Origin of the sequence: Sphaerisporangium dianthi (genome assembly GCF_042654065.1) — a bacterium.
Taxonomy (GTDB): domain Bacteria; phylum Actinomycetota; class Actinomycetes; order Streptosporangiales; family Streptosporangiaceae; genus Sphaerisporangium; species Sphaerisporangium dianthi.
This window is the reverse complement of record NZ_JBHSFP010000099.1, coordinates 1-1,413: the sequence shown is the minus strand read 5'-3', so window position 1 is coordinate 1,413 and position 1,413 is coordinate 1. Positions and strand designations below refer to the sequence as shown.

Genomic DNA, 1,413 nt, shown 5'->3' with positions numbered 1-1,413 from the left:
GGCAGCCGTGCAGGATACCGACGAGTCGGTTGGCGAGTTGGCGCAGGGCGGTGTTGTAGCCGACTCCGCGGGCGCGTTGCCTGTCGTAGTAGGCGCGGGCGCCGGGCGAGACACGCAATGCCACCGAGGCCTGGGTCATCAGGGCGTCGAGGAGCCGGTCGTTGTGCACGAACCGGGCCAGGACACTTCTCTTCCTTCCCGAGGCCCGGGTGATGGGGCTGGTTCCGGCGTAGTTCTTGCGGGCCTTGGCGCTGGCGTAGCGGTCGCGGTCGTCGCCGAACTCTGCAAGCACCCGGGCGCCGAGGATCGGTCCCAGCCCGGGCTGGGAGACGATGATCTCAGCGGCCGGGTGCCGGCCAAAACACGCCTCCACCTGCCCCTGCAAAGTCTTGACCTGCTCGCCGATGACGGCCAGGACCGCGACCAGCGCCCTGACAGAGGCCGCGTAGGCCGCGGTGACCACCTCGGGCTGGCCCAGGTGCGCCGCGCGCAGCGCCGTCTGGATCTCGGTGGCACGTGCGGTGAGGTCACCGCGGCGGCGGGCTCGCTTGAGGGCCGCGCTGATCTGCCCGATCGTCAGCTTCGCCGCCGAGGCCGGGTCCGGGGCCTTGGCCAGCAACTCCAGCGCCTCGGTGGTGTCCAGGTCCTCGAATGCCGTCAAGGCGGCGGGGAAGTAGTCGCGCAGCGCGTGCCGCAGCCGCTGCCCGGCCCGGGTCCTCTCCCAGATCAGCGTCTTGTGGGTGCGGGCGACGACCTTGATCGCCTCGGCCCGCGCGCTGTCACCGGCGATCGGTCGCAGCTGGTGGGAGTCGGTGCGGACCATGTCGGCCAGCATGTGCGCGTCGGCCGCGTCGCTCTTGGCGCCCGAGGTGCCCAGCCGTTCCCGGTAGCGGGCGGCCTGCAACGGGTTGACCGCGAACACCGTGTAACCGGCCGCGACCAGCGCCGATACCCACGGGCCCCGATCGGTCTCGATCCCGACCAGGACTTCCACGTCCTCATCGGCGGCCTCACCGATCTGCTCGGCGATCATCGCGTGCAGCCTGGCCATCCCCGCCACGCCTTCGGGCAGCCGGGCCTTGGCCAACCGGCGCCCGGAGGCGTCCATCACCTCCACATCGTGATGCGCCTCGGCCCGGTCATCTCCAATGAACAGTCGCAACAGCTCTCCCCAACCAGAAAACGATCACAAGCAGCAGCCGGCGGGAGAACCCTCAGCGACCTGATCAAGCAGTGCTCACGCCGACGCAGTCAGCGGGCAACGACATCCCAGCAGCGATCAACTCTCCCGGCCAACCAGCGGGGGCACTGTCTTTCGGCAGGACTCGAAGTCCAGGACACGCAAGTGCTCACCCACCGGACGGCTACCAACACCGAGTCTGCCGCAAGGCGACTCGCTAACACTGATTAGGA

General features: G+C 69.4%; 1 protein-coding gene. It reads right to left on the bottom strand.

Annotated elements, in window-relative coordinates; all coding sequences use genetic code 11:
• Window positions 1-1,162, bottom strand: a 1,162-nt coding sequence (locus ACFO60_RS40760; RefSeq protein WP_380852896.1) for an IS110 family RNA-guided transposase, incomplete at its 3' end; no start/stop codon positions are given.
• Window positions 1,163-1,413: the final 251 nt, after the last annotated feature.